Source organism: Asticcacaulis sp. (assembly GCF_051956075.1).
In the GTDB taxonomy this organism is placed as follows: domain Bacteria; phylum Pseudomonadota; class Alphaproteobacteria; order Caulobacterales; family Caulobacteraceae; genus Asticcacaulis.
Genome location: NZ_JBQCGA010000065.1, coordinates 21,756 through 42,753, shown reverse-complemented (window position 1 = coordinate 42,753; position 20,998 = coordinate 21,756). Strand labels below are relative to the sequence as shown.

General features: G+C 62.7%; 15 protein-coding genes and 1 other RNA gene. 10 read left to right on the top strand and 6 right to left on the bottom strand.

All coding sequences use genetic code 11. The features are described 5' to 3' along the window. Window positions 1–70 precede the first annotated feature (70 nt). Entirely contained in the window at window positions 71–1,333 is a 1,263-nt protein-coding gene (locus tag ACTHLA_RS17770) for a histidine-type phosphatase (protein ID WP_440192689.1), read from the bottom strand. 120 nt (window positions 1,334–1,453) lie between these two features. Next, entirely contained in the window at window positions 1,454–4,006 is a 2,553-nt protein-coding gene (locus tag ACTHLA_RS17765) for a TonB-dependent receptor (protein WP_440192686.1), read from the bottom strand. 532 nt (window positions 4,007–4,538) lie between these two features. Here ACTHLA_RS17765 and ACTHLA_RS17760 point away from each other — a divergent pair. The 3 genes from ACTHLA_RS17760 (at window position 4,539) to ACTHLA_RS17750 (ending at window position 6,784) form a co-directional block, all read left to right on the top strand. After that, on the top strand, window positions 4,539–5,384 hold the full coding sequence (locus ACTHLA_RS17760; protein ID WP_440192683.1) for a HAMP domain-containing protein: 846 nt from the start codon (window positions 4,539–4,541) through the stop codon (window positions 5,382–5,384). Then, window positions 5,383–5,734, top strand: a transfer-messenger RNA (tmRNA) gene (gene ssrA, locus ACTHLA_RS17755). The genes ACTHLA_RS17760 and ssrA overlap by 2 nt, the downstream gene beginning before the upstream one ends. 255 nt (window positions 5,735–5,989) lie before the next feature. Continuing rightward, window positions 5,990–6,784, top strand: a complete 795-nt coding sequence (locus ACTHLA_RS17750) for a response regulator (RefSeq protein WP_440192680.1) — start codon at window positions 5,990–5,992, stop codon at window positions 6,782–6,784. Window positions 6,785–6,795: 11 nt separating this feature from the next. Here the strand turns inward: ACTHLA_RS17750 and ACTHLA_RS17745 are convergent, their stop codons facing one another. Both ACTHLA_RS17745 and ACTHLA_RS17740 read right to left on the bottom strand, forming a co-directional pair. After that, entirely contained in the window at window positions 6,796–8,994 is a 2,199-nt protein-coding gene (locus tag ACTHLA_RS17745; RefSeq protein ID WP_440192677.1) for a polysaccharide lyase family protein, read from the bottom strand. 123 nt (window positions 8,995–9,117) lie between these two features. After that, on the bottom strand, window positions 9,118–10,503 hold the full coding sequence (locus ACTHLA_RS17740; protein WP_440192674.1) for a PLP-dependent aminotransferase family protein: 1,386 nt from the start codon (window positions 10,501–10,503) through the stop codon (window positions 9,118–9,120). Between the two features lie 101 nt (window positions 10,504–10,604). Between ACTHLA_RS17740 and ACTHLA_RS17735 the strand changes: the two genes are divergently transcribed. Further along, entirely contained in the window at window positions 10,605–11,513 is a 909-nt protein-coding gene (locus ACTHLA_RS17735; protein WP_440192672.1) for a DMT family transporter, read from the top strand. Window positions 11,514–11,626: 113 nt separating this feature from the next. Continuing rightward, entirely contained in the window at window positions 11,627–13,375 is a 1,749-nt protein-coding gene (locus tag ACTHLA_RS17730) for an SLC13 family permease (RefSeq protein WP_440192669.1), read from the top strand. On the opposite strand, the gene ACTHLA_RS17725 is transcribed toward ACTHLA_RS17730, so the two are convergent. Further along, a complete protein-coding gene (locus tag ACTHLA_RS17725) occupies window positions 13,366–13,830 on the bottom strand; it encodes a MarR family winged helix-turn-helix transcriptional regulator (protein WP_440192667.1) in 465 nt (154 codons plus the stop codon). The two genes, ACTHLA_RS17730 and ACTHLA_RS17725, sit on opposite strands and share 10 nt — an antisense overlap. A 107-nt stretch (window positions 13,831–13,937) precedes the next feature. Between ACTHLA_RS17725 and ACTHLA_RS17720 the strand changes: the two genes are divergently transcribed. After that, window positions 13,938–14,342 (top strand): nuclear transport factor 2 family protein, encoded by a 405-nt coding sequence (locus tag ACTHLA_RS17720; protein ID WP_440192664.1) that lies wholly within the window; start codon window positions 13,938–13,940, stop codon window positions 14,340–14,342. Window positions 14,343–14,474: 132 nt separating this feature from the next. After that, window positions 14,475–14,624, top strand: a complete 150-nt coding sequence (locus ACTHLA_RS17715) for a hypothetical protein (protein ID WP_440192661.1) — start codon at window positions 14,475–14,477, stop codon at window positions 14,622–14,624. Between the two features lie 11 nt (window positions 14,625–14,635). Here the strand turns inward: ACTHLA_RS17715 and ACTHLA_RS17710 are convergent, their stop codons facing one another. After that, the gene (locus tag ACTHLA_RS17710) at window positions 14,636–14,863 is read right to left on the bottom strand and encodes a hypothetical protein (protein WP_440192658.1); all 228 of its coding nucleotides are present in this window, start codon (window positions 14,861–14,863) and stop codon (window positions 14,636–14,638) included. Between the two features lie 323 nt (window positions 14,864–15,186). Here ACTHLA_RS17710 and ACTHLA_RS17705 point away from each other — a divergent pair, with 323 nt between their 5' ends. The 3 genes from ACTHLA_RS17705 to ACTHLA_RS17695 all read left to right on the top strand — a co-directional run bounded on the left by ACTHLA_RS17705 (window position 15,187) and on the right by ACTHLA_RS17695 (window position 20,996). Next, window positions 15,187–17,943 (top strand): TonB-dependent receptor, encoded by a 2,757-nt coding sequence (locus ACTHLA_RS17705; RefSeq protein WP_440192655.1) that lies wholly within the window; start codon window positions 15,187–15,189, stop codon window positions 17,941–17,943. Window positions 17,944–18,027: 84 nt separating this feature from the next. After that, a complete protein-coding gene (locus ACTHLA_RS17700; RefSeq protein ID WP_440192652.1) occupies window positions 18,028–19,569 on the top strand; it encodes a tryptophan halogenase family protein in 1,542 nt (513 codons plus the stop codon). After that, window positions 19,560–20,996, top strand: coding sequence for a glycoside hydrolase family 30 protein (locus tag ACTHLA_RS17695; protein WP_440192649.1), 1,437 nt, complete (start codon window positions 19,560–19,562; stop codon window positions 20,994–20,996). Before ACTHLA_RS17700 ends, ACTHLA_RS17695 begins: the two co-directional genes overlap by 10 nt. Window positions 20,997–20,998 lie beyond the last annotated feature (2 nt).

Here is a 20,998-nt window from a genome sequence, read left to right as displayed (position 1 = left end):
CCCACCACCACGCGGGCGAGGCCCGCGCGGTCCCCTCCTCGGCATAGCCGGGGAGGCATGAGAAACAGGTCTAGTTTCTGTCCAGCAAGGTTTCGAAGCGTTTGGCCGCGCAGGCGGTTTTGCCGTGGCAGAGGGACAGGGGCAGGATGTGTGAGGCGGCGGGCGTCAGGTCGGTCAGGTTGCGCATCTGGTCGAGCGACTGGGCGCGATAGCGGACGATGACGACCTCGCGGCCTTTCGGGTTGCGCCATTTTTCGAAGATCAAAGCGCCGCCGGGGGCCGGATCGTCTTTCGCCAGACTGTCCGGCGCCAAACTGTCCGGCGCCAGACCGCCCGCCTTCCAGTGCAGGTCGAGCGCGCCGCCGACATAGGCGAGATTGGAATCGTGGCCGACCAGCACGGTCATCTTCTTCGTGTCGGTCGCGAACAGGCCGCGCTTCACCTCGGCCAGCAGCGGTCGGGCGCCGAAATCGGCGATGGCTTTCGGGCGGGCGACAAGCTGGAATTCCAGCGCGTGCAAGGCCGACAGATCGGCGATGGTCTGGCGGTCAGCCAGGCCCCAGCCGACGCTGTCCAGCGGCTTGGCGTCGGCATATTGCAGCAGCAAGACCTGCGCCAGTGACGAGGCCGTATCAAGGCCGCCGTCGATCTTGACGCGGTTCTTCTTGTCGACGAAGCGCGTCGGCATGTCTTCGAGGCCGCAGGACGCCGCGCCGTCAGGACAGGCGGGGGCCGAGCAGCAGCCGAGAATGGCGTCGAGCTTTTTCAGCAGCGGCGCGTAACTTGCGTCGAGCGCCGCCAGACCGCCCGATCCGAGCGCGCCCTGCGCTGCGGCCAGCATGGCTTCGCCGTCGGCGGGCGTATCGGCTTCGAACGGCGAAAAGCGCGGATCGGCCTGATCCATCGGGCCATGTTCGACCGTGACCGGACATTTTGGCTCCAGCGCCTGCGCATAGGCTTCGGCGGTCTTCAGCGTGCGCTGGTCAATGTCGGCGACGACGCGGATATTGTGGCAATCCTCGCCCAGAAAGGCGCCATAGCTGCGCGCGTCCAGTTCGCCGAGCTTGGCGATGGCTTTGGCGCCGTGGCCGGTCAGATAACCCCAATCGACGTCCCAGGACGGCCAGGTCTTTTGCGTGAAGCCTTCGGGAACGACCCTGGCCTTGGTCGGCGGGCGGACGCCATGGCGCATGACCACGACGACGCGCTCAAGCCGCCAGGCTTCGCTGGCCTCAGCCCGCCCCAGAAACGCCATGGCGATAAGGGAAAACACCATCCAGGTCAGCAGTACGCCGAGCCCGCCGATCCCCGCCTTACGCAATGTCCTGACCATTCTGCATCCTCCTGCGGCGCGTTTTGATAAGTTGTCGCAGCGGCCTTCAACCACGGACGGCGTCATAGCCCGCTTTCTTGACAGCCAGGCGACAATCTTCGTCGCCTGGCTGCCTGTGCATCAGAACTTGGCCGCGACGCCAACCGCCCAGGTCTGGCCGTAGGCTTCGTTCTCGACCAGTTGACGCGCATTGCCGATATAGCGGCGCCACGGCGCGTCGTTCAGATTCTTGCCCTGCACGAACACTTGCCAGGTCTTGTTGAGTTCGTAGCCGACCTTGACGTCCACACGCCCGCGCGCCGCCGTGTAGATGTCGGTGCTCTTGTCGTCGCCCAGCGTATCGAGGAATTTGGAGCGGTACGAATAGGCGATGCGCGCCGTCCAGTTATATTTCTCATAGGTCAGCTCCGCCGTGACGGTCAGGTCGGAGGTGTAGATCAGGCTGACCTTGTCGCTGCGGCCCGGCGCGCCGTCGGTCGAGGACTTCTGCGAGGTCAGGTTCAGCGAGGCGCCCAGGCCGTCGAGCGGCGCAGGCAGCATGTCGTCAAACTGATAGACGAGATTGAATTCGACGCCCGCCAATGTGGCCTTGTCGAGATTCTTCGGCTGGGTGACGTTCAGATCGGTATAGGTCACGCCGCCAAGGGTCAGATCGCCGGTATAGCCGGTGTTGAAGATCGGATCCTGAATGTCCTTGTAAAAGGCCGAGACCGAGATCACGCCGCGCTTGCCGAAATAATGCTCGAAACCGGCGTCGAGATTGACCGACTTGAGAGGATTGAGGTCGGGATTACCCATCTCCGCGCTGCCGTCGTTCTTGCTGATGTTCACATGCGGCGCCAGATCGACATAGTTGGGACGGCCGATCGAGGTGGTGGCGGCGAAGCGGACAAGCGTGTCGGAATTGACGTCGTACCGCCCGACTACGGACGGGAACAGGTCGGTATAGTCCTTCTTGCCGAAGCTGTTGAACGGCATGTCGATGGACGAATCCTCGTCGAACGCCTTGGCCTTGGAGGTGTTGGCGGTATGCTCGACGCGCAGGCCCGGCGTCACGGTCCAGTTTCCGTTGCGGATCGTCGCCTGGGCGTAGCCGGCGCTGACGGTCTCGGTGACGTCGTAATCGTCGGCCAGTTCGCCGACCAGCGTGTCCGGCTCCTCCAGATTGGCGTCGGTCAGATAACCGCCCGCCTCGGCGGCGTCGAGCGACTTGATGAAATCGACCGTCGGGCCGAAATCATAACGGCCATTATAGAGGGTCGCGCCGGTGTAGGATTGATAGTCGCTGAGCGTCATGCCCGAATGCGACACGTCATAGAGCTTATAATTGACGTCGGAGCGCTTGTGGCGCTTGGAATATTTCGCGCCGAACTTGAAGGTCGTATCGCCGCCCCAGAGGCTGGTCGGCAGGCTGTAGTTGAGGCTGGCCTGGTTCAGGATTTCGCGATAGTGGTCGGCCTCCAGTTCGGCCTCGGAGGCTGTGTAATTGGACGGGTCATAGACCTTGCCGCCCGGATCGACATCGAACAGCACATCGGACAGATCGTAAGTCCCTTTGGCGTCCTTCTTGCCCGACACATAGGAGAAGTTGTAGCGCGGATCGTCGTCCTTGATCGCGGTCGAATTGGTGATGTCGGCGTCAAGCTTGCCCTGACCGACGGTGACTTCGCCGCCGAAGCTGACCGTCGAAATATGCTCGTCTTCGAAGCGATACTTGGCGTCGCGCTTGGCGGCCTTGGCGCTGGCGAAGGTTCCCGTGTCGTCGCCCGTGGCGGTCTGACCGGCCAGCTTGATCCCGAACTGCTGGCGCTGCTCCATGTCGGTGAAGTGCGAGAAAAGGGTGTGGGCGTACAGATGCACGTCGTCATTGGGCTTATAGTCGAAATTGACGGCGGCGCCCTGACGGTTGCGGATCACATAATAGTCGCGCAGCTTCCAGTCGGACGGAACGATCTGAGCGCCCGTCTTGTCTTCGCCCCAGTGTTCCGAGCCCTGCAGATTGTCCGAGGCCTGCGGACGGCGTGAGGCGTTGAGCGCGACGACGACGCCGAACTGCTTATGATCGCCAAAGCGCGTCCCGGCGGACAGGTCGGCGTCATACGAGGTCTTGTCGTCAAGGTCGATATGGCCCGCCGCATAGCGCGCGGTCACGAACGGCTTCTTCTTGTCGAAGGCGGTCATGGTCTTGACATTGACCGCGCCCGCAATGGCGTTGGCGTCGTATTCGGCGGTCTGGTCCTTCAGCACTTCGATCGAGCCGATCAGGCCGGACGGGATGGTGTCCACCTTGACCTCGCGCGTATCGGTTTCCGGCGCGGCGGCGTCCTGGCCGTTGATGCGCACGGCGGCCAGGGCCGGGTCGAGGCCGCGGATCACGACGTAACGGCCTTCGCCCTGATCGTCATCGACCGTGACGCCCGGCATGCGCTGCACGGCTTCGCCGACATTCTGGTCAGGCAGCTTGCCCGCGTCGTTGGCGGTCACGACCTCTTTCAGGGTCTGGGACTTGTGCTGCTGGTCGAGCGCTTCGCGTTCGGCGGCGCGCTGGCCGAAGACGGTCACGACGACGGGAGCGTCGGCAGCGGGCGCGGGCGCCGGGGCGGCGGCCTGAGCATGCGACGCCACTGCCAGAAGCGAGGCGGCGGACAAAAGGGCGATCTTGGAGCTGGTCATTGGGTTCCCCAACCGAAACTGATCCGTAACTGAACAGAAAATGAAAGGCGGCTGAAGAGCGGCTATGACGGTTGAGTTTGACGTTTGGATGCAGGTTTTATGAAGGCTTGACGAAATGGGGCCGGTTGCTGGCGGCATTGTGGCCGAAAAGCGACATAAAACCGGATGGCGGGCCGATTTACGCGCGCGGCGACTCATGGGCTGATAGGCGTCTGAATCAACTTCGGGACAAACCGTCATGTCGAACGCACCGCGCAGCTCCGCAATCGTAATGGGCCGCGTTAGCGTGCGCAGACCGGTCGCCGCTACCGGCTACCCGAATCCCTTTCTGGCGACGCGCCCGAGCGCGCCCGCTTCGCCCTATGGCGGCGCGCCTTCGACCGGATATACCCGCCCTTACCGCTGACGTGTTTGGCTGACAGGCCTCGGCGCCCGGTAGATAAGCCTCAAACGGCTGCGTCTTTTTTATGGATTTATAACCGTTAAGGTCTAAACTGGTCGTCTCTGGCTTGGCGCCGCGCAGGATTTCCTCATGTCGATACGCGCACGCATTCTGGCTCTCGTAGCCTGTTTCGCCCTGATGGCTCTGGTGGTCACCGGCCTCGGTCTGGCGACCATCGCCGACTATAATCGCATGATGAAGGATTATGGCCACGCCTACGAAAACGCCTGGCGCGGCGAACGGCTCAATCATCTGGTGTCCAATGTCGTGATGGAGTCGCGCGGCGTCTATATCGCCCGCAACGTCGAGGAGATGGACACCTTCGTGACCGGATTAAAGACCAATCTTGATGAGATCGAGGATCTGCTCAAGGTCTGGAAGGCCGATTCCACCTCGGAGGAATTGCGGCAGATGCAGCCCATCCTGAACGATGCGCAAGGCTTCATGACGGTGCGGCGCGACCTGATCCGTCTGGCGACCGGCGGCGATCAGAAGGCCGCCGAGACGCGGGGCGTCAACAGCCGCAACGACCGCATCGCCTTCCAGAACGAGGTCGAACGCATGGTCGATGGGCTGCGCGATAAGCTGGCGACCGCCAAGGCCAAGGCCGACGCCTATAACCGTCAGCGCGCCGGGGAGTTTCTGGCCACGGCGCTGATCGGCATCGCGCTCATGCTGGGCCTGTCCCTGTGGATCGTCGCGCACTTCATCACCCGCCCGCTGCAGGATGTGGCGACCGCCATCATCAAGACCTCAAAGGGCGATTATGATACGCCGATCAACGAGCCTGCGGACAGCGAGGATGAGGTGTCGCATGTCTGGCAGGCGCTGGCCGTGCTCAAGGCGCGCGCGCAGGAGGCCGAACGGCTGGCCGCCGCGCAACGCGAGGCCGAACACCGTGAGGAAATGAAGCTGCGCGAGATTTTGCTCGATTAGGCTTCCCCTCGCCTCCGTCCGCGCCTATATTAGCTGTGTCCGGGCGACCGGACTATGGGGATAAACGCCCACGTAATAAGCGAACTGGACCCGGGTGCGATTCCCGGCGGCTCCACCATCCTCCCCTTTGGGGCTTTATGGGGCCGATCAGCATCGACAGGCGTGTAAAGGTGAAGCTTTCCCTCAGTGTGAGGCTCTGTGATCGCCTCATTTTTTAACTGCGAACGATAACTTCGCTCCGGAGTACGCTCTTGCTGCGTAATGCAGCGGGGTAATTCCGAACCAAACTCCTGACGATTAGCCTCGTCAGGCGGGGCCCGACAGGCGCCTGGCAACAGAAGCCTGTCACTTCCTTAGCAAGATAATGCAGAGGCGCCTGGCAACAGAAGCCTCTCCACTCGCAACTGTGCGCGCCTCTCCGAAATCTGATGAAAAATGGCAGGCGCCTGGCAACAGAAGCCTGTCACTTCCTTAGCAGGATAATGTAGAGGCGCCTGGCGCCAGAAGCCTCTCCACTCGCAACAGTGCGCGCCTCTCCGAATTTTTAACGATTGAAAGCTTATCCTTACGGCAACGGGCGCGAGTGACGCGACACCGAGGCAGTGATGGCGCGTTCGGCATTAATTCTTGAGGACAGTAAAACTCAGGCGCAGATCATGTGCCGGATGCTGGAAAAGCTCGGCTGGCTGCCGGTGCATTGCGAGGACGTCCGCGGCGCGATCAACGCCCTGAGCCATATGAAGATCGAGGCTATGTTCCTCGACATCTTTCTGAGCGGCGACAATGCGCTTTTGCATATCGACCGTTTCCGCAAGCTGGGACGGCATATGCCGCTGGTGCTGATGACGGCGGGAGCGTCGGGACGCGATCTGGAGCAGACCCTGGAGCGGGCGCGCCGTTCCGGCGCCGACCATGTGCTGAAAAAGCCGTTCAGCGAACAGACCGTCGCGGCGATTCTCGCCGACATCAACAAGGATTGCGACGCCGGAGAAATACGCAAACACGTCCTCGTCATCGACGACAGCCAGACTGTGCGCGCCTTTGTGCGGCAGGCGCTGATCAAGGCCGGTTACCGCGTCTCCGAGGCCAACAGCATGGAGGCGGCCTTTTCAAGCGTCAACATCGCCCATATCGACGTGGCGCTGTGCGACGTCTTCATGCCCGGTATGGGCGGGCTGATGGGCATCCACCAGATCAAATCGACCTGGCCGGATGTGAAGATCATCGCCATGTCGGCGGGTCTGGCGCAGAAGATCGGCGGCCACGCCGCGCTCGACGCCACGCGGCGGCTGGGCGCCGACGCGCAACTGACCAAGCCGTTCACGCCCGCCGACCTGACCGACCTGCTGGCCGCAATGTTCGAGGCTGACGACGATCCGTCGGCGCACCTGATCGGCTGACGGCGCCCGCTCTATTTGCCGTCATCGACCTCCAGCCGCAGATAGTCCCAGACCACGCCGCTTTGCAGACTGCCCGCCGGGACCGTGAAGGTCATCTCGTTCCAGCCCTTCTTCAGCTTCGCCGCGTCGAAATGCAGGGCGCGCTGCTGCCACAGGCCTCTGTCGGTATTGTAGCGGATGGCGTTGGTCTGGATCATGCGCGCATTGTCAGAGCTGGAGCCGTCGCCGATGGCGCCGAGGCTCTGACCGTTGAGCGCCACGGGCAATTGCCCGTCCATGCCGTCCTCGCCCGCCAGAGCGACGCGCAGACAGGCCGTGCCGGTTTGCGCCTTCGGCAATTTGAACTTCACGGTCCAGACGGTTTCGCGCCCCATGCCATAGACGCGCCATGGGCCGGTATGATCGGTCTGCGGGTATTGATCGAGCGATTCTGTCTTCACCCAGCCGAACTTCTGATTGGCCGGATCCTTCGCCGCCGGATTGACGAAGGACAGGTTCGTGGCGTGCGGAACCTCCTCGAAGAACCAGTCCTTCGCTGGATCGCTCTTGCCGATCGTGTAGGTCACATCGTGCGGGAAAAGCAGCGCATAGCGCAGATTCCAGCCCCACAGCCAGGCCTGATCGCCCTTGAAGAACTCGCTGGCCGAGCGGTTGGGATAGCCGATCTGCCAGAGCTGGCGGCCATGCCGCTCCGGCGTCCAGTTCAGCGCGCCCAGATCGAGCGTCTTGCCGGGTGCGACCGTCACATCGGCCTTGAGATATTCGCCCAATATCCCGTCCGAATAGGCGTGCAGCGTATAGGTTCCGGGCCGGACCTTGGTGATCGCGAATGCGCCGTCCGGCTTACCGTCATTGAAGAACTGATAGAAGCGCGCATCGTGGCGATAGGCGTCGGGGCCGGTGTGCAACGCCTTGGCCTGCTCGATAAAAGCGGCGGCGTTGCGGCCCGGCATGGCGTGCTGCGGCGCCCAGTCGTCAGGATCGCCCGCCTGGGTCAGGCCGACGACGAGGTCGGGGAAGGTTGTCGGCGTTCCCGCTGGCGCCAGCGGATCGTTCAGCACGAAGCGCCCGGTGACCGTGCCGCGCTGATCGGCGGGCGTATAGCCGTCATCCTTCACCCATCCGTAGGGCCATGCGGCGTTTTCCTTCTTCGCCTGCGCCAGCGCATCGGCGTAGAGCGCGTCGGCATTGTGCGTCCAGCTTGCCGGGACCGTGGGATTGCCCGCCGTGGCGGCAAGCCGCTTCAGTTCCGTGTCCGTGGTCGGTTGCGGATGGTCGAGCGCATTGACGTAAACGAAGATCGGCCCGATCACCTTATGCCACTGCTCGCCCGCCTTCAGCGGCGTATTGGCGCCCGCATAGTGGCCGGAATGCCAGTAATCGAGAATGATCGGATCCGGGTCATTATTGGAGTCAAAATGCGCGTCGAGGTCGATGCGCGTCGGGCCGCCGCTTAAATATTCGGTGGTCGGATTGATGAACCAGACGCCGATATGGTCTTTCGTTGAGGACCAGCCATAGGCGGGCTGACGGTACTGCATGCCCGAATAGCTGTACTTGTGTTCGACCGAGTTCTTATAGACCCCGGTGGACAGGATGCGCTGCTCCTTGGCGTGGACCACGACGCCCGCGCCCCAGTCGGCGGGCGAGGCTTCGAGCATATTGCGTTCGGGATCGACCGTGATCCAGTCGAAATCGTGGCTCAGGCGGGTGATGAAGCGGTCCTCCGCCCCCGTGCCGCCCGCCGGATAGCTGGCCGGATGGTCGTAGATGGCGTAGACATAGACGCCGCTGTCGCCGCGCCCCAGCGCGTAGCGGATCTCCATATCGGCCTGCGCGCCGCCTCCCGGCGCATGCGGGCTGAGCGTATAGGCGCCGTCGGTCACGCCCTTGATCGACACCTCGGCGCGTTCGCCGCCATTGGTCGCCGGGTCGATGGTAATCGTGTTGCTCAGGTGCGGCGCGCCCTCCGGCGTATGTTCCCACGAGCCGCCCCTGTTGGCCGACATCAGCTCCTTGCCCTTATAGATCAGCGACGGCATATAGCCGGTGTCCTTGGCGACGGTCACCCGCACCACGCCATTGTCCAGCGTCCAGCTCGCGCCGTTATCGGTGACCGTGACGGGCGCCTCGGTTTGCGCGCGCGCCGCCAATGGACCGATGCTGAGGCTAAGGGCGGTAAGGAGCGCAAGCGCCTGGGTGAATTTCATGTGAGCCTCCGGGAGTCTGGAAAGAGCAGGTCTTCGCGCCCGCATCCTTGTCTTTCACGCCGGACTATGGCGAATCCTGCGCGCACTGTCACAGAATTTGTCATTATTGCGCATTTTATTTCATCATCGCACATATTTGCGCAACAACCCGTATAGGCGCGCGTCCTGCGACTGGGCGATATTGAAGCGCAGGAAGCGGGCCGCGCGCTGTCCGACGCTAAAGGCGTTTCCGGGCGCCAGCACCAGCCGCTCCTCAAGCGCGCGGCGCGCCAGATCGGAGGCGTCCAGACCCTCAGGCAACTCGCACCAGAGGAACATGCCCGCCTGCGACGTCAGCCATGGCTTCAGTCCCAGATCGGCCAGACGTTCGGCGGTCGGCGCGCGTTGCACCGCCAGTTTCTGGCGCAGGGTTTCGACATGACGGCGATAACCGCCGCCGCTTAAAACCTGATGCGCGACGTCAGCGACGAAGTCCTGGCTGGAGAATACGGTGGCGATTTTTAGATCGGTCAGCGGCTCGATCCAGTCGGCGCGCGCCGCGATGAAGCCGAGCCGCAACGAGGCCGACAGGGTTTTCGAGAAACCGCCGATATAAACGACGCGCTCGAATCCGTCGAAGGCGGCCAGACGCGGGCCCGGCTCCAGTTCGAAATCGCTGTAGATGTCGTCCTCGATGATCGTCAGGTCGTGCGCCTCGGCCAGTTTCAGCACCCGGTGCGCGACCAGCGGCGAAAGGCTGGCGCCGGTCGGATTGTGCAGGGCGGAATTGGTCAGGTAAAGGCGCGGCCTGTGCGCGTACAAAATATCGGCGAGCGCAGCGACATCGGGGCCGCCTGGGGTCATCGGCACGCCAAGGATCTCGACCTGATGGGCGCGCAGCTTGGCCAGGAAGTTGAAATAGCACGGATCGTCAACCAGCACCGTATCGCCGGGCTTGAGCAGGAAGCGGCACAGAAGCTCGATCGCCTGAGTGGCCGAATCCATCAGCACGATCTGCGACGGCGGCGCGTCAATGTCCTTGTCCGCCAGACGCCGCGACAGATGGCGCCGCAGGCCCGCATGGCCCGCAGGCGTCGCGTAATCGACCAGATTGGCGTCCGGTCGGCGCGCAAGGGCGCGCAGCGCGCGGCGCAGTTCCTCCTGCGGCATCCAGTCTTCGGGCAGCCAGCCGCAGCCTGGCTTGAGATAGTCCTGCGTCTCCAGCGATTGCCGCGACACCCATATCGGGTCGATTTCGCGGTCGAGGCGCGGGCCGATATCGGCCACAGTCAAAGGCGGCGCGGGCGGCGCGACATAATAGCCCGATCCGCGCCGCGCGGTGATCAGGCCCTCGGCCAGCAGGCGGTCATAGGCTTCGACCACGGTGGATTTTGAAACCCCTTGCGCCTCGGCGAGGGCGCGGATCGACGGCAGGCGCGCCCCCGCAGATAATCGCCGCTGCTCGATCCTGACGCGGATTTGCGCCATCAGCCTGTGCGTCAATCCGGTGTCGCGAGATAAGCCGTCCAAGTGTATCGCCTTTTGTACTGGTACAGTTTGGCGAAACTTTACCGGAATGTCTCTGTCCGCGCCAGCCCCTCCGCTCCATAAGGCGGCAGGAGACGAAAACCATGACCCACAGCCTGACGACATCCGCAGCGGCGCCGCAAACGCAGGCAAAGACGCATCAAGGCGAGGCCTGGCTCTATGCCGGTCTGGCGGTGCTGGCGTTCAGCGGCTCCCTGCCCGCCACGCGGCTGGCGGTCATGGGCCTTGCGCCCCTGTTCGTCACCGGCGCGCGCGGCGCCTGTGCGGCGGTTCTGGGCGGCCTGTGTCTGCTGGCGTTGCGCGCGCCGAAACCTTCGCGCAGCGATCTGGGGCCGCTTCTGGTCGTGGCGAGCGGCGCGGTCATAGGCTTTCCGCTGCTGACGGCGCTGGCCCTGCAATCGGTTCCGGCGTCGCACTCCATTGTCTTCACTGGCCTCTTGCCGCTGGCGACGGCGGGCTGGGCCACATGTCTGGGCGAAAAGCGCCCGTCGCCGCCCTTCTGGCTGTTCTCCGGTCTGGGAGCGATCTCCATCGTCGGCTTCGCCCTGCATGAAGGCGTCAGCGCGTCGCCCGCCGACGCCCTGCTGGTTGTGGCCGTCCTGATCTGCGGGCTGGGCTATGCGGTCGGCGCGCGGCTGGGACGGCGCCTCGGCGGCTGGCAGGTCATCTGCTGGGCGCTGCTGCTGGCCCTGCCGGTCATGGCGCCGCTGATGCTGATCAATCTGCCGCCGCATCCGGCGCTGGTTCCGGTCAGCGCGTGGCTGGGCCTGGGTTATGTGACCCTTTTTTCCATGCTGATCGGCTTTTTCTTCTGGTATCGCGGCCTGGCCCTCGGCGATATCGCCTCGGTCGGACAGTTGCAACTGCTGCAACCCTTCCTCGGTCTGGTGCTCGCCGCATGTGTGCTGCATGAGACCGTCAGCGCCGCCGCGCTGATCGTCATGACGCTTGTTATGGCGTGCGTTCTTGGCGCGCGACGCTTTTCGGCCTGATGAGGGCCGCCAGACGGGGCCGCCAATTCCCCATCGAAAATTTAGCTGCGTTCAAGCGTAGATCGGTGCGCGGCGACCGTTTCGGCCGCGTCTTTCATTGCGTGAGGGGCGGCTTGCTCACATCGTTTTTTCCGGCGCCGATCCTGTGCAGCCTGATCCTGATCGGCAGTCTGGCCCTGTTCATGAGCGGAAAGCTGCGGCCCGACGCGGTGGCGCTCACCGCCCTGTTCGCCAGCGTCGTGGCGGGCGTGGTCACGCCAAGGGCGGCGCTGGAAGGATTCGGCGACCCCGCCGTGGTCGCCGTGGCCGCCGTCATGGTGGTCGGGCAGGCCCTGCAGATGACCGGGATCGCCGGTTGGGTGGCGCGCGCCCTGATCCCGGAGAAGGCGGCCTTTACGGTGCGCCTCGCCATGCTGCTGACCGGGGCCTGCCTTCTGTCGGCCTTCATGAACCATGTGGCGGCCCTGATCATCACCATGCCGCTGGCGACCGAGGTGGCGCGCACAAGCCGGAAGTCGCCGGGTCTGGTGCTGATGCCGCTGTCCTTCGCCACCATGATCGGCGGCATGACCACCCTGATCGCCACGCCGCCGAACATGATCCTGTCCTCGATCCGGCAAGGCGCTCTGGGTCAGCCCTTCGGCTTTTTCACCATGACGCCGGTGGGGCTGGCGGTGTGCGTGGTCGGCCTCTTGTATCTGACCCTGATCGGCTGGCGTTTCCTGCCGCAACGCGCCCGCGCCGATCAGAGCGACGACGCGCCGTGGCGGGTCATGGAATTTCCGCTCGACGCGCGCCGCGTTCTGGACCGCGACGAGGCGGCGCGGCAATTGCGCAAGACGCGCACGCGCATCCTGGCCTTTCTGCGCGGCGGGCGGTCGATCCGCTGGCCGCGCACGCACCGGCTGAAATCGGGCGATTCGCTGCTGCTGCTGTCGCGCGCCCTGCCCGCCGAGGTGCATGACAGCATCGACTTCAATCGCGGCAGGCCGGTCGCGGAGCCCGGCCATGTTACGGCGGGCCTGATGGTCACGCACGGCTCGCCGCTGATCGGACGCACCCATGAGGCGGTCGCGGCGCAGAGCAATGGCGCCCTGCATGTCGTCGCCGCCGGTCCGCGCGCCTCAAGCGTGCGCAGCTCGCTCGATACGGTTCCGATTGAAAGCGGCGACCAGTTGTTTATCTCCGGCCCGCCCGACGCCATCGCCGTCTTCGCCGCCAATACACGGCTGGTCGAGATCGACCGGCGCGACTCCATTCCGGTCGATCTGCGCAAGGCGGCGCTGACGCTCGGCATTTTCGCCTGCGCCATCGCCACGGTCATTCTTCTGCATGTGCCGCCCGCCATCAGTTTTCTCGGCGCGGCGGCGCTGATCACGACGTTTCGGCTGATGAGCGTCGAGACCGCCTATGGCGCGGTCAACTGGAGCATTATCGTGCTGCTGGCGGCCATGATCCCGGTCGGCGCCAGCTTCGCCAGCACGGGCGCCGCCGCCTACGCGGCGCAATTCGTCGGGGGACTGTTGCAGCATACGCCTCTGATCGCCGCCATCGCCGCAGTCTGCGCCCTGACCCTGTTGCTGTCGATCCTGATTCACAATGCGCCCGCCGCCATCATTATGGGGCCGATCGCGCTGAAGATCGCGCCCGTGGTCCACGCCCAGCCGGACGCCTTACTGCTGGCCGTGCTGGTGGGGGCGTCGTGCGACTTCCTGACCCCGATCGGGCATGAGAACAATCTGATCGTCATGGAGCCGGGCGGTTATCGCTTCGCCGACTATTCCCGCCTTGGCGCCGGCATGTCGGCCCTGGTCATTCTGACCGCCTCCGTCGTGCTGAGCCTGCAATACGCTCAGGGCTGACCCGCATTCGAGGCCAGCGCGTCGGCCAGTTCGGCCAGAGCGCCGCGCAAGGCCGCGACACGATTCTCGCCGATCAGGTCGGCGCATATGGCTTCCGCTTCAGCGGACAAATCAACCAGCGCCGTCCAGACCGCCTGACCCTTCTGCGTGAGAACCACCAGTTTGGCGCGGCCATCGTGGGGATCGGGAATAATGTCCAGATAACCCAGGTCGGTCAGGTCTTTCACAAGATAAGCCATGCTCTGCTTGGCCATATCGGCGCGCGCAGCCAGATCGGACACATGCGAACCTTTGGGACGGATATAGCGAAAAACGCTGGAATGAGAGGGGCGGATGTCGGGAAAGCCGCGCGCCTTCAGGCCGCTGTAAACCCGGACCTGTAAGGCCTCATAGGGTCGCCTGAGCAGCGAGCCGAGCGTCAGCCTGGCTTCGGAAATGGTGATATTGTCGTCCATAGGCCTAACTCCTGATACGCGAACATAAATAATCTTTAATGATTGACAGATTGTCTGTCTAGTTTTATTTAGACAGTTATTCTGTCCATTAAAGGAACTTATCCGTGATGACCATGACGCCCGCCCAGATCAATCTCGCCGTCGTTGACGCTCATATGAAGGGAGAGGCCTCCGATCCGGCCTCGATCATGAACCTCTATACCGACGATATCGTGCTCGACATGCCCAGCCGCGACATGCGCCTGACCAGGCTGGCCGATATTCAGCGTAATTACGAAAACCTGTTCGGTTCGATCCGTCTGCTGGCCATGCAGCCGCTGGACCGCTTCGCCACCCACGATCGGGTGGTGGACGACTGCATCGTGCATTTTGTCGTCACCGGCGATGGTTACGCCAAACTGCCCTATCCCAAAGGCGCAAGCATCGAGCTTCGCCTGCTGCACGTCTTCCAGATGCGCGACGGCAAGATCGCCCGCGAGACCGTCTTCGAAAGCTGGAAGCCCATGGTTTAAGGCGCGCAGATTGCGCCGCGCCCGCGCCTGATGCGTGCTCTTGAGGCGCGATGGTCAAGGCGCATTCTTCCGTAACGCGCCACACCGGTTACGGAACGCGCCGCGGGCTTCCCATGCCGATAAGGCGACCTCATGATAAATCGCATGATCGTGTGCATGCTGATGGTTGCGGCGCAACCGGCACCTGGCAACCGGCTTGACTGGCGCCAACTGGGGTCGCATCTGCCGGATCTGCATATCCTTCAGTCGGGCGGTCAGAGCCTGACCATCACCCAGTACTGAGCCCGGACCGATCAGCCGAAGGATCGCATATCAAGACCCGCCGCCTTGGCGGTTTCGAGATTGAAGAGTTCAAGAATCGGCGGCGCGTCGGGATTGGCGCGAACGGCGCGGCCATCGACGTCATAGTCGAAGCTGTCGATATGAAATATGCCGGGATTCGCCTTGTCACGAAAAGCGCGCGCAGGTTGCTCAACGCCCTCAAGCCGCACCCAGACGCCGTCATATAGTCTGATACCCATGTTTTCCATCAATCCTAAAACTGTTGCGCGCCACCGCCCGTCTTAGCGGAATTGGTCACGAAAAATGTAGCCGGAAAATGGCCCCGCGCGCATTTTTTTGGCTCAGGGCTGTTTTTCGTCACATCCCCAAGGCGTCGCGCGCGTCCAGAGACGACCTGGCAACCGTGACCTGAAAAGCACATTGAAAGCGCTTTCGATACATAAGGCCGCGTTTTGCGCCTGCGGTCGCATTTGCCGCAGTTGACATGCAGAAGGGCCGGGCGCATGCAATGGAAGCGCTTCCATAGCAACAAAGACAATAAGCCCATTCGGGAGGAACTAAAATGAAACATAACCGAACCCGCGCTGCGGATAGCCGCGCCTTGTTTTATAAGGCCTCGACGGCTGTCGGCCTCGCCCTATTCGTTGCTGGCGCCGCCCACGCACAGAATCAGACGACTGAAGATGGCGGCAATTCCGATAAGGGCCAGGTCGTGGTCGTGACCGGCATCCGCAAGAGCCTGCAGGATTCCATCGCGACCAAGAAGAAATCCGACGAGATCGTGGAAGCGATCTCATCGGAAGACATCGGCAAGCTGCCTGACGCCTCGATCGCCGAATCCCTGGCGCGCCTGCCGGGTCTGGCAGGCCAGCGCGTCAATGGCCGCGTTCAGGCGATCAATATTCGCGGCTTGTCCGGCGACTTCGCCACGACCTTGCTGAACGGGCGTCAGCAAGTGTCCACGGGGGACAACCGCGCCGCCGAGTTTGACCAGTATCCCGCCGAACTGATCGGCAGCGTCACTGTCTATAAGACGCCCAATCCATCGTTGATCGGCCAGGGCCTTTCCGGGACCGCCGATCTGCACACCGTCCACCCGCTCGATTACAATCATCGCATCGTGTCCCTGAACGTGCGCGGTTCGATCAACTCCAACGGCAAGCTGAACGCAGGGACCAAGGATACGGGCAATCGCTATTCCTTCGCCTATATTGACCAGTTTTTCGACAAGAAGCTGGGCGTCGCCATTGGCTATTCGCATCTCGACGATCCGTCGCAGACCCGCCATTACAAGTCCTGGTGGTGGGACAAGCAAGGCTCATTGTTCGGCGCTGGCCACGCCGACGCGCTGGGTCTCCAGGGCGCTGAAGTCGAGGACACTTCGCGCTCGCAGATCCGCGACGGCGTCATGGCTGTGGTCGAGTTCCATCCGACCGACAATTTCCGCTCGGTCAACGACATCTATTCCTCGACCTTCCATCAGAAGGAAACGACGCGCGGCCTGATGTGGTATCAGTCGCAATACGCCGACTCGATCTCCTTCACCAACCCGACCTTTGCGACCTGGGGCGGCACCGAGATCAACACCTCCGCGACGGTGAATGGCGTCACGCCGATCCTGCGCAACGACTACAACACCCGAAAGGACAAGATGTTCTCCATCGGGTCGAACAACACCTATCTGCTCGGCGACTGGCGCCTGGTCGGAGACGCCGGTTATTCCGAAGCGACCCGGAAAGAGGTGCTGATGGAGCAATATGCCGGCACGGCGCCGATCCGCACCTTTGACAGTATCGGCTATCAGTTACAGCAGAACGGCCCGACGCTCTTCTCACCGCAGACCGACTATGCGGATGTGACTCAGGTCGAGCTTGGCGATCCGGCGCCCTGGGGCGGCTGGGGCCATGACGGCCTGATCCACGCGCCGGAAATCAAGGACACGATCACCAGCGCCACCCTGTCCGGCGATCGCGAATGGCGTTTTGGTCCGTTCAGCCACGTCAATCTGGGCGTCAATTTCAGTCGCCGCGAGAAGTCGCATTCGTCCGAAGACATCAATCTGATGCTCAAGAACAACCGCGCGCCGGTGTTTGTTGATCCGAGCATTGTGGTCAACCCGGTTGACCTGAGCTGGGCGGGCATTACCAATGGCACGCTGTCCTACGATCCGGTCAAGGCCCTGAACATGTATTATGATCAGGTTCCAATCAACAATGAGGACCAGTGGAACAAGGCGTGGGACGTGACCGAAAAGCTGGTGACGACCTATTTGAAAATGGACATCGACACCAGCCTCGGCGGCATTCCGTTGAGCGGCAATGCGGGGCTGCAATATATTGACGAAAATCAGCATTCCCGCGGCTATGTGACCCAGGCCGGCAGCAACGGCCAGGCGGAACTGGCGCCCTTCGACAATGGCGCGCATTATCATGACGTCCTGCCTATGTTGAACCTCGTCGCCAAGTTCAGCGGCGACCAGTATCTGCGCATCGGCGCCTCGCGCACCATTGCGCGACCGCGACTGGAAGACCTCCGCGCCAACGTCTCGGCCGGAGTGGACATCACCAAGTTCACCTGGAGCGGTTCCGGCGGCAACCCGAACCTCAAGCCCTGGCGCGCCTTTGCGATGGACATCTCATATGAGAAGTACCTGACCAAGGACAGCTATTTCGCTCTCGCCGTCTTCCACAAGAAGCTCGACACCTACATCTATACTCAGACCGACCAGAATTTCGACTTCACCGGCTATCCCAATCTGAGCGGCGCCACGCCCACGAGCAATATCGGCACGATGTCGCGGCCTGAGAACGGTACGGGCGGCAAGCTGCAGGGCATCGAACTGTCCGGCACGGCTCAGGGCGGAGATCTGGTTTCCTGGCTTGACGGTTTCGGCTTCAGCGGCAGCTATGCGCGCTCCTGGACCGATATTCACCCCAATGGCCCGAGCGATCCGACCCGTCTGCCGGGCTTCTCCGGCACAGTCACCAATGCGACCCTCTTCTACGAAAAGCACGGCTTCTCCGCGCGGATTTCCGAGCGCTGGCGCTCGGCCTTCCGCGGCGAAACCGAACAGCTTTGGGGCACGCGCCAATATTCGGAAATCCAGCCGGACAAGCAGATCGACGCGCAGATCAGTTATGATATGCCCGACGACAGCGCTCTGCGCGGCCTGACCTTCCTGGTCGAAGCCTATAATCTGGCCAACTCGCCTTATGAGACGCGCACTGGGACGGAAACGTCGAATGGCGCCTTCCTGCCGGAGACCTACGACACCTACGGCTCGACGATCATCTTCGGCGTCAACTACAAGTTCCAGTAGTTCCCCGCCAGATGCCCGGCGGATGGCGCAGCTTCTCCCGCGCCATCCGCCGGTTGCATCATCACCATCGCAAGGGATGGACGGATGAAGCCTATTTCAAAAATCGTCATCGTTGGTGGGGGAACCTCTGGCTGGATGGCGGCGGTCTTGCTGGCGAAGCTGTGCGCGCCCAGGGGCGGGAACCTTCAGATTGAGCTCGTCGAATCCGACGCCATCGCCACCATCGGGGTCGGCGAAGCGACGATCCCCGCCATCAAACAGTTCAATCGACTGGCGGGGCTGAGCGAGACGGAGTTTCTGCGCGCGACGCAGGCCACGTTCAAGCTCGGCATCGAATTTTCCGGCTGGGGCGCGCCCGATCAGGCTTACATCCATGGATTTGGCAAGATCGGTCAGGATATGGGCTGGCTGCGCCTGCACGCCTACTGGCTCAAAATGCGCGGAACGGGGCGCGTCTCGGACAGGTTCGCCGACTATTCGATCAACACCGCCGCCGCCTATCAGAACCGCTTCATGGTTCCCCGCCCGGACATGACGAAGTCGCCGCTGCGCGAGATCGCCTACGCCTATCATTTCGACGCTGGCCTCTATGCGCGCTATTTGCGTCGGCACGCCGAGGCGCTGGGCGTCGCGCGCACAGAGGGGACAGTGCGCGAGGTCGTCCTGCGCGCCGAGGACGGCTTTGTCGAGCAGGTAATTCTCGAAAACGGCGCGACCGTCTCGGGCGATCTTTTCCTGGATTGCACGGGCATGCGCGGGCTTTTGATAGAAGAGACGCTGAAGACCGGTTTTGAAGACTGGTCGCACTGGCTTCCTTGCGACCGCGCCGTCGCCGCGCCCTGCGCCTATGGCGGCGATAAGCGAACCCAGATGACGCCCTATACGCGCTCAATCGCTCGTCCTGCGGGCTGGCAATGGCGCATCCCCTTACAGCATCGTATTGGCAACGGGCATGTCTATGCCTCGCGCCATATGAGCGATGACGAGGCGTGCGCGATCCTGATGCGCCATCTTGACGGCGAAGCCTTGGCGGAGCCGCGTCTGATCCCGTTCCGCACAGGCCGACGCCTGAAGATGTGGAGCCGAAACGTGGTGGCCACAGGCCTTGCGGGCGGCTTCATGGAGCCTTTGGAATCGACCTCCATCCACCTGGTGCAGAGCGGGCTTTTACGGCTGATCAACCTGTTCCCGGACTCTGGATTTTCCGAAACGGCGCGCGACGCCTATAACGCCCAGAGCCGCTTTGAATATGAGCGCATCCGCGATTTCCTCATCGCGCATTATCATCTCAATGGCCGTGACGAGCCGATGTGGCGCGCCTGTCGCGACATGGCGATCCCCGACAGCCTGAAGGCGCGGCTCGATCTGTTTCGCGCCAGCGGCCGTTTCTTCAAAGACGCCGACGAACTGTTCGCCGACGAGAGCTGGATCCAGGTTCTGCTCGGTCAGGGCCTGATCCCCAACGCCTGCGATCCGTTTGTCGATCTTTACGATGATGAGGCGAAAACGGCCTATCTCAACAATATCAGGGACGTGATCCGGTCCTGCGTCGCAGGCATGCCCAATCACGCCGACTATATCGCCGCCCACTGCGCGGCGGAAACGGAGACGACGTCATGCGCCTGATCCCCGCCCTGCTGGCTGGAACCGCCCTTATAGCCTTGCATATGTCCGCACCTGCATACGCCGCCGCACCCTCTGGGTCTGGACGCGTCCAGGTGTGGGAAACCGACGCCGATCAATCGAAGCTTCTGGCGCAGCAGCCCGATCTGTCCTTCGGCCATGCCGAAGCGGCGGTCGTCATCACCGTGGATCCGTCCCGAACCTATCAGAGCATGGTGGGCTTCGGCGCCGCCATGACCGACGCTTCGGCCTATATTCTGCAACACGACATGACGCCGGAGCAGCGCGACGCGCTGATGCGCGACCTGTTTGACGCCTCCGGCGATCATCTCGGCCTCAGCTTTATGCGCCTCACCATCGGCGCCTCGGATTTCTCCCGAATCGATTACAGCTACGACGACATGCCCAAGGGCGAGCAGGATTCGGCGCTGGCGCATTTCTCGATCGCCCCGGCCAAGGCGGACGTGCTGCCTTCGGTCAGGCAGGCGCGTCTTCTCAATCCGAACCTCACCCTGATGGCCTCGCCGTGGAGCGCGCCCGGCTGGATGAAAACCTCGGACAGCCTGATCACCGGATCGCTCAAACCCGAAGCCTATCCCTATTTCGCCGACTATCTGGCGCGCTATGTGACGGTGATGAAGTCTGAAGGCGCGCCGATCTCGTTTATCACCCTGCAAAACGAGCCCGGCTTTGAGCCCGCCGATTATCCGGGCATGCGCGTCGATCCGAACGCGCGCGCCGACTTCATCGGCGGTTATCTTGGCCCGAAATTCAAAGCCGCCGACATAGAGACGAAAATTCTCGACTACGACCACAACTGGGATCTGCCGTCCTCGCCGCTCACTGTGCTCGGCGACGCCAAGGCCAATCCCTATGTCGCGGGCGTCGCCTGGCACTGCTATGCGGGCGATGTCGGGGCGCAGGGACCGGTGCATGACGCCTATCCTGATAAAGACGCCTATTTCACCGAATGCTCCGGCGGCGACTGGGCGCCGAAATTCGATGACTCCTTTGACTGGTTCATGAATACGCTGATCATCGGATCGACGCGCAACTGGGCCAGAGGCGTTCTGTTCTGGAACCTCGCGCTGGATGAAAACCACGGCCCTCACCTGGGCGGCTGCGGCGATTGCCGCGGCGTCGTGACGGTCGATTCCAAGACCGGCGCCGTGACGCGCAATCTGGAATATTATGCGCTGGCTCACGCCAGCCGCTTCGTGCGTCCGGGCGCGACTCGCATCGCTTCAGATTCTGGCGCAGGCGGGATCAGCACGGTCGCCTTCAGGAACACAGACGGCTCAGAGGCGCTGATTGCGCTTAACACAAACAAGACGCCGACCGCATTCGCCGTCCGGCAAGGCGCGCAGAGCTTTGCCTACACCCTCCCCGCCAGAGCCGCAGCCAGCTTTGTCTGGCGGCCCGCCAACTGATT

Coding starts and splice junctions, on each gene's coding strand:
- ACTHLA_RS17770 (WP_440192689.1), bottom strand. CDS start 1,333: ATGGTCAGGACATTGCGTAAGGCGGGGATCGGCGGGCTCGGCGTACTG.
- ACTHLA_RS17765 (WP_440192686.1), bottom strand. CDS start 4,006: ATGACCAGCTCCAAGATCGCCCTTTTGTCCGCCGCCTCGCTTCTGGCA.
- ACTHLA_RS17760 (WP_440192683.1), top strand. CDS start 4,539: ATGTCGATACGCGCACGCATTCTGGCTCTCGTAGCCTGTTTCGCCCTG.
- ACTHLA_RS17750 (WP_440192680.1), top strand. CDS start 5,990: ATGGCGCGTTCGGCATTAATTCTTGAGGACAGTAAAACTCAGGCGCAG.
- ACTHLA_RS17745 (WP_440192677.1), bottom strand. CDS start 8,994: ATGAAATTCACCCAGGCGCTTGCGCTCCTTACCGCCCTTAGCCTCAGC.
- ACTHLA_RS17735 (WP_440192672.1), top strand. CDS start 10,605: ATGACCCACAGCCTGACGACATCCGCAGCGGCGCCGCAAACGCAGGCA.
- ACTHLA_RS17725 (WP_440192667.1), bottom strand. CDS start 13,830: ATGGACGACAATATCACCATTTCCGAAGCCAGGCTGACGCTCGGCTCG.
- ACTHLA_RS17720 (WP_440192664.1), top strand. CDS start 13,938: ATGACCATGACGCCCGCCCAGATCAATCTCGCCGTCGTTGACGCTCAT.
- ACTHLA_RS17715 (WP_440192661.1), top strand. CDS start 14,475: ATGATAAATCGCATGATCGTGTGCATGCTGATGGTTGCGGCGCAACCG.
- ACTHLA_RS17710 (WP_440192658.1), bottom strand. CDS start 14,863: ATGGGTATCAGACTATATGACGGCGTCTGGGTGCGGCTTGAGGGCGTT.
- ACTHLA_RS17705 (WP_440192655.1), top strand. CDS start 15,187: ATGAAACATAACCGAACCCGCGCTGCGGATAGCCGCGCCTTGTTTTAT.
- ACTHLA_RS17700 (WP_440192652.1), top strand. CDS start 18,028: ATGAAGCCTATTTCAAAAATCGTCATCGTTGGTGGGGGAACCTCTGGC.
- ACTHLA_RS17695 (WP_440192649.1), top strand. CDS start 19,560: ATGCGCCTGATCCCCGCCCTGCTGGCTGGAACCGCCCTTATAGCCTTG.